Source organism: Maricaulis sp. CAU 1757, from assembly GCF_054482675.1.
The window spans coordinates 22,183-28,499 of the sequence record NZ_JBTLRI010000006.1; the positions used below are offsets into that span (position 1 = coordinate 22,183).

The 6,317-nt window shown below is 65.3% G+C and carries 7 protein-coding genes and 2 tRNA genes; 7 read left to right on the forward strand and 2 right to left on the reverse strand.

The annotated features are described in order from the left end of the window. The first annotated feature begins 29 nt into the window (after window positions 1–29). The 4 genes from ACXYMR_RS13755 to ACXYMR_RS13770 all read left to right on the forward strand — a co-directional run bounded on the left by ACXYMR_RS13755 (window position 30) and on the right by ACXYMR_RS13770 (window position 3,365). Window positions 30–392, forward strand: coding sequence for a RidA family protein (locus tag ACXYMR_RS13755; protein ID WP_458943479.1), 363 nt, complete (start codon window positions 30–32; stop codon window positions 390–392). Between the two features lie 4 nt (window positions 393–396). After that, window positions 397–855, forward strand: coding sequence for a nuclear transport factor 2 family protein (locus ACXYMR_RS13760; protein WP_458943480.1), 459 nt, complete (start codon window positions 397–399; stop codon window positions 853–855). Window positions 856–950: 95 nt separating this feature from the next. Continuing rightward, window positions 951–2,144 (forward strand): DUF819 family protein, encoded by a 1,194-nt coding sequence (locus ACXYMR_RS13765; RefSeq protein ID WP_458943481.1) that lies wholly within the window; start codon window positions 951–953, stop codon window positions 2,142–2,144. Window positions 2,145–2,354: 210 nt separating this feature from the next. Further along, a complete protein-coding gene (locus tag ACXYMR_RS13770; protein ID WP_458943482.1) occupies window positions 2,355–3,365 on the forward strand; it encodes a GIN domain-containing protein in 1,011 nt (336 codons plus the stop codon). On the opposite strand, the gene ACXYMR_RS13775 is transcribed toward ACXYMR_RS13770, so the two are convergent. Beyond that, complete coding sequence (locus tag ACXYMR_RS13775) at window positions 3,362–4,186, reverse strand: TrmH family RNA methyltransferase (RefSeq protein WP_458943483.1); 825 nt, start codon at window positions 4,184–4,186, stop codon at window positions 3,362–3,364. The two genes, ACXYMR_RS13770 and ACXYMR_RS13775, sit on opposite strands and share 4 nt — an antisense overlap. A gap of 129 nt (window positions 4,187–4,315) precedes the next feature. On the opposite strand from ACXYMR_RS13775, the gene ACXYMR_RS13780 reads away from it, so the two are divergent. Then, window positions 4,316–4,400 (forward strand) — tRNA-Tyr (locus ACXYMR_RS13780). 202 nt (window positions 4,401–4,602) lie between these two features. Further along, window positions 4,603–4,676: transfer RNA gene (locus ACXYMR_RS13785), tRNA-Gly, on the forward strand. Between the two features lie 188 nt (window positions 4,677–4,864). On the opposite strand, the gene ACXYMR_RS13790 is transcribed toward ACXYMR_RS13785, so the two are convergent. After that, window positions 4,865–5,473, reverse strand: coding sequence for a hypothetical protein (locus ACXYMR_RS13790; protein ID WP_458943484.1), 609 nt, complete (start codon window positions 5,471–5,473; stop codon window positions 4,865–4,867). Window positions 5,474–5,732: 259 nt separating this feature from the next. Between ACXYMR_RS13790 and ACXYMR_RS13795 the strand changes: the two genes are divergently transcribed. Next, a partial coding sequence (locus ACXYMR_RS13795) for a GTP-binding protein (RefSeq protein ID WP_458943485.1) occupies window positions 5,733–6,317 on the forward strand: 585 nt, incomplete at its 3' end.

Below are 6,317 nucleotides of genomic sequence, written 5' to 3' on the forward strand. Positions count from 1 at the left end.
CCTTCTCCGGGGCCCCCTGGGAGGCACGGGTGGGCTATTGCCGCGCACTGCGACGCAGCGACCTGGTCTGGGTGACCGGCACGGTGGCTCTCGACGAGGCGGGCGAGCTGGTGGCGCCGGGCGATCCGGAAGGCCAGGCGCGGCGCTGTTTCGAGATCATAGGGGCGGCGCTCCAAGAGGTGGGAGCGCAATTGTCGGACGTGGTGCGAACCCGGGTCTACGTCACCGATATCGACCATTGGGAAGCCGTCGGGCGGGCTCATGCGGCGGTATTCCGAGACTGTCCGCCGGCGACCACGATGATCGAGGTGTCGCGCTTCATCGGCCCCGACTTCCTCGTCGAGATCGAGGCCGATGCCATGGTGAACGAAGAACCTGCGGGCGGGAGATGACGTGATGGGTTTACTGGTTTTAGCCCTGTTCGGCCAGGCCATTGCGCCCGCCGTGGCCGCCCAGAACCTGACCGCCGACGAGGCGGATTTGCTGGCGCTCAACGAGCGCATGATGCGGCAGATGATCATCGAGCGTTCGCCTGACCTGTTCGAGCGGCATGCGGCGGAGAATTTTCGTGTGCTAGCGCCCGGCGGGATGTTCGAGGACCGCGATGCGGTGGTCGCAGGCCTGTCTGGATGGGACGTGACGGACATCACGCTGAGCGGGCAGGAATTGGTGCGCGACGGGGACCTCGCGATCATCACGGCACGGCTCGACATTGACGGGACCATGCGGCCGGTCGGCCGCTGGGGTCCTCTCAAGGTGATGTCGGTCTGGCAGCGCAGGGACGGGACCTGGTCACTGGTCGCTCGCAGCTTGACACCGTGCCTGCCGCCGCTCATCGAGATCGGGCGCTGCTGACCTGACAGGCGTGTCACCGCACTCGGGCCTTGCCGCTGGGGTGGCGGCTGGCTAGCGTCGACGGTGGCCGCGTGGGGCCTGAGGGGGAGAGTGGCATGTCGTTGATTCCGGCTGACAATGAACTGGCGGTCCTGGCCGCCCTGTTTGCCATCGCGGCGGCCGGTTTCCTGTTGGAAAAGACGCGGATCGGGGCGCTGGTGACCGGTGCGGTCAGCGCCATCCTGCTTGCCATCCTGGCCTCGAATATCGGCATCATCCCGCAGAACTCTCCGGCCTACAGCTTTGTGTTCGCCTATTTTGTGCCGGTCCTGATCCCGCTTTTCCTGATGAAGGCGGACCTGCGCAAGATCTTCTTCGAGACCGGTCGCATGACCGGCGCTTTCCTGCTTGCCGTCCTTGGCACGGTGATCGGCGCGGTGGTGATGTTCTCGCTGGTCTCGCTGCCGGACTACGAGGCGGCACTGGTGGCCGAAGGCGCAACCCGTGAAGCCAGCGCGGTCGGGGTCTTCATTGCCACGTACATCGGCGGGTCGGTGAATTATGCGGCCCTCATCGAGGTGACCGGGCTGGGCGAGAATGATCCCAGCTTCGTGGCTTCGGCGACGGCAGTGGATAACCTGTTCTCCGGACTGTTCCTGGCCGTGCTGGCGATCATGCCGGGCTGGACTTGGTTGGCGAAGCGCTTCGTCAAGCGCGATCACAGCCAGGGCGAGGTCGAGGCGGCGCCGGAAGAAGCCGCTGGAGTGGCGCGGGTCACACCAGCCTCGCTGGCCTACTCGATCACCTTTGCGCTCGTCGTCGTGGTGCTCGGTGACTGGATCACAGGCCAGCTGGTCGCGTGGTTCGGCGAGGAGGCGAGTTACTGGCGCTATGCCGTGATCACGGTCCTGGCCGTGGTGCCAGCGACGGCCTTCCCCAAGACCATGGGGCGGCTGCATGGCGGCTACGAAATCGGCATTGCACTGAGCTTCGTCTTCTTCGCCGCCATCGCGGCGGGTGCAGACGTGGTCAGTCTGGTCCAGAACGCGCCGCTGCTGATCATCATAATCGGCGGACTGCTGGCCATTCACGGCCTCGTCGTGTTCGGTCTGGGGTCGATCCTGCGCTTCTCGCTGCCGGAGCTCATCACGGCCTCCAATGCCGCCATCCTCGGCGCTACCACGGCGCCGGCGCTGGCGGCAGCGAAGGGCTGGAAGGATCTGGTCACGCCGGGCGTGCTGGTCGGCGTGTTCGGCTATGCGATCGGTACGGTGATTGCCACGGCGGTGTTCCGGATGTGGCCCGGATAATTATTTTTCCGCAGTTCTGAAAACCGTTTTTGTTTGTCCTGGCAGGGCTGGCGGCGATTTCGGGGTGCTCTGTGTCCCCACCCCCCTTGGGTCATGTTACCTTTGCTTCACGTGATGGTCAGAACCCGGCAGGTCCGGGGAGGCTAGGAGTGCATCCAATCGGGACACGACGCGCATCCAGTCGGGTAGACAGCACCAAGGGGATTACACATGCAGACCAAACCGATCTTTCTCGCCGGCACATTTCTGGGCAGCCTCGGCGCCCTGGCCCTGGCCACCTCGGCAATCGCCCAGCAGGACCTCGCGGGCGGTGCCCGCAGCCTCACGGGTGATCGGGTTGAAGTATCGAATTTCATTGGACGAATCGAGATCCGCGAAGGGCGGGGGGACGCGGTCAGTGTCGAGATCGAGAACGCCGGCGGCCTGGTCGGTGACCCGACGGTGCGCTCGGCAAACGCCGTGGTCAGCATCGATGGCGGCCAGAGCATTCGAAATCTCAACTGCCGAACCCGCAATGACCGCATGGAGATCGGTCGTCGCGGCGAGCGGCGGCGCTCGATTGACGAGTATCCGCGCCTGATCATCACTGCGCCGACCAGTATCGCCTTCCATCTGGAGGACAGTGCCGGCATTGGCGAGGCGGGTGATCTCGGGGCGCTGGACCTGGAGATTTCCAGCTGCGGCGATTTCGAAGCCGGGCGCATTGCGACGACGGCGGGCGTGCGGATCAACGGGTCGGGAGATGTCGAGCTCAGTTCGATCGGGCAGGACGCGATCATCGACATCAACGGATCCGGGGATGTCCGCGTCGGCGGCATTGGCGGGTCGGCATCGATCGATATCGCCGGTTCCGGTGATGTCGAGCTGGCGGATATCGGCGGCAATGTCGATGTCGACATCAACGGCTCGGGCGATGTCCGCCTGGGCGATATTCGCGGCCTGGAAGTCAATGTCTCCGGCTCGGGCGATGTCGAGGCGGACCGGATGAATGGCGCTTTCGCGGCGCGCATTGCCGGCTCGGGTGACATCCGTGTCGGCGGCGGGCAGGCGCAGCCTTTCCAGGCTTCGATCAATGGCTCGGGTGACATCGATTTCAACGGCACCGCGACCGACGTCACGGTGCGCGAAAGCGGTGGCGGTGACATCCATATCCGCGAGGTGCGCGGCACCGTCGACTGGCGCCGCAATGGCCGCACCATCCGGATCGGCGGGGCCGACTAGGCCTCGTCCTGCAAGGGCGCTCCGCCGCTGGCGGGGCGCCATTTCGCCGCCTCGTAGAGTGCGATGGCGGCGGCATTGGAAACGTTGAGGCTTTCCACGTCCGCGCTAATCGGGATGCGCACGAGCTGGTCACAGGCGTCGGCCACACGCGGGCGCAGACCTTTCTCCTCCGAGCCCATGACCAGGACCAGGCCGGCGCCGTGGCCCTTGCCGTCCGGCCCCGCGAGCGCTTCGGCGAGACCGGTTTCGGCTTCGCCGGCGAGACCCAGCACGGTGCGACCGGCCTTGCGGAAGGCGAGCAGGGTATCGGCGATATTGACGACGCGGACATGGGCCACGCGTTCGGCCGCACCGACCGCGCTCTTGCACACCGTGCCGAACAGGGGCGGGGCCTTGCGGTCCTGGAGCACTACGGCGCGGACGCCAAAGGCGGCGGCCGAGCGCAGTACGGCGCCCACATTGTGCGGGTCGGTGATCTGGTCGAGCACCAGCACCGTGCCGTGGGTCGGATCGGTAATGGCGTTGACATGGTCGGGTTCGAGCGCGGCGGCGCGCGCGGCGAAGCCCTGGTGCACGGCGCCGGCCGGCAGGGCGTGGTCGATGACGCGGGGCTCGCAGATCTCGACGCCGCTGTCCTCGGGCAGGTCGCGGGCAGCATTGCGCGTGGCTTTCAGCTCGAGGATCCTGCGGCGCGGATTGGCGACCGCAGCGAGCACCGCGTGGCGCCCCCAGATCCAGCCTGAATCGTTAGCCGCAGAAGGCCCGGAGCGGCGAGTGTAATCGGTCCGTTTGGGAGTGTTGCGCATGAAGTTCTTCGTCACTATAGTCCGCGCTCCTGAACGGAACGGGCATGGATTTGGCCCCCGGCATAACACGCCGGACGCCAAGCTGAGACCGTTTCTTGCAGGCCCGGCGGCGGCCCGCTATGACGCCGCCCGAAGGCACCCTGTGGAGGGGTGGGAGAGTGGTTAAATCCACCAGACTGTAAATCTGGCCGCTATGCGTACGCTGGTTCGAATCCAGCCCCCTCCACCATTCCTTTAGTCTCACGGCTAGTTCGCTTCGCTCACGCCTCCGACGGGGCGGCCTGACCGGCCGACGCGCGGTCGCGCTTGCGAGACCTGACGGTCTCGAAGAGGGCGCGTCTCGTTTGGTTTTCAAGCTGCACGAAGGGCTGCATTCGGCCCACAGAAACGCTCGACGAACAAACTGGCATTCGCTAAACAGCACGTCCGGCGCGGGTATAGCACAATGGTAGTGCAGCAGCCTTCCAAGCTGAGGATGCGGGTTCGATTCCCGCTACCCGCTCCAGCCTTCGCCCTGCGGGCTTCGAGTGGCAAGCGACCCGCAGTGCGCACTTGGGGCGAAGAGGTGTCCGCCCTAGCCTTGGCGGAGGTGGACTGTTTCCAGTGATCTCGATCTATTTTGCGTTCGCAAGCGCAGAAGAAAAAGCCCGCACCAATTGGTGCGGGCTTTTCTGTGCCTGGCAGGGCGTTCGGCTATTTGCCGCCGGAGCGCGGTAGCAGGCGGGCCAGGCGGCCGGGTTGGGGCCGGGGCGTGCGCGAGGCCGCGATGTGTTGTGCCAGAGCGCGGCCGGCGATCAGGCCGGTGATGCCGGCGATGGCGCCGAGCATGAAGGAGCGGGGTTCGATCGGCTCGCTGATCTCGTCGGTGACACGGCGGGTGAGCCATTTCCAGTCGAGCATGAGCGGGTGGTCGAGGAACCAGGTCGGGCGCTCGATAACCACGTCGCGCAGGTAGGACAGCGGTACTTTCCAGACATAGGCGTCGTCGGCGGCCTCCTCGTCGCTGAGCTCGAGCGCGTGCGAATCGGCGTCGAAGCGCAGGCTGTATTCGCCCAGGGTTTCGTCCGGATGACGGTCATAGATCACGGCGGTGAAGGGGGCGCCGCCGAAGGCGACGCGTCCGAGGCGGGAAGCCTGGCGATAGATGCCATTGTCGGAATGGTCCTTCAGGGCCTTGTTGCACACCGACAGGTAGTCGGAGACCAGGGTCTCGAGATTCTTGCGGTAGCGCTTGGGAAGGATGAGCTCGAGCCCGTTCTCGGAAGCGGTGTCGCGGCTCGAGTTCTGGCGGGTCGTCGGCATGGGGCACTCCTCTCTGGATAGTCTCCCGTGCAACGTGCCAGACCGGCAAGGCGTTCCGCGCCCACCCTTGGCTTGGCCCAGAGCAGGTGGGCGATACCGTCCGGCGCTATTGGGGCTTGCCTTTCGCGGATGCGGGCGTTATCCCGCGCCGGTCGCCGGGTGCGACAAACATCCGGGTAATTCATTCACATCCACGTCGATAAGCCCGTCTACACGTGAGATCGGTTTCGCGATAGATCGGCGTTCAAGAGGTAAGACCATGGCGAAGGAAAAGTTTGAGCGCACAAAGCCGCACGCGAACATCGGCACGATTGGTCACGTTGACCACGGCAAGACGACGCTGACGGCGGCGATCACGATGGTGCTGGCGGAAGCTGGCGGCGGTACGGCGAAGGGTTACGACGAGATTGACTCGGCGCCGGAAGAGAAGGCGCGCGGGATCACGATCTCGACGGCGCACGTGGAATACGAGACGGCCAACCGTCACTACGCCCACGTCGACTGCCCGGGTCACGCCGACTACGTGAAGAACATGATCACCGGTGCGGCCCAGATGGACGGCGCCATCCTGGTTGTGAACGCGGCTGACGGCCCGATGCCGCAGACCCGCGAGCACATCCTTCTGGCTCGCCAGGTTGGTGTTCCGGCGCTGGTGGTGTTCCTCAACAAGGTCGACCAGGTCGACGACGAGGAGCTGCTGGAGCTGGTGGAGATGGAAGTTCGCGAACTGCTGTCTTCCTACGACTTCCCGGGCGACGACATTCCGATCGTGGCGGGTTCGGCCCTGGCCGCGGTGGAGAAGCGCGACGACAATATCGGCAAGGACAAGATCCTCGAGCTGATG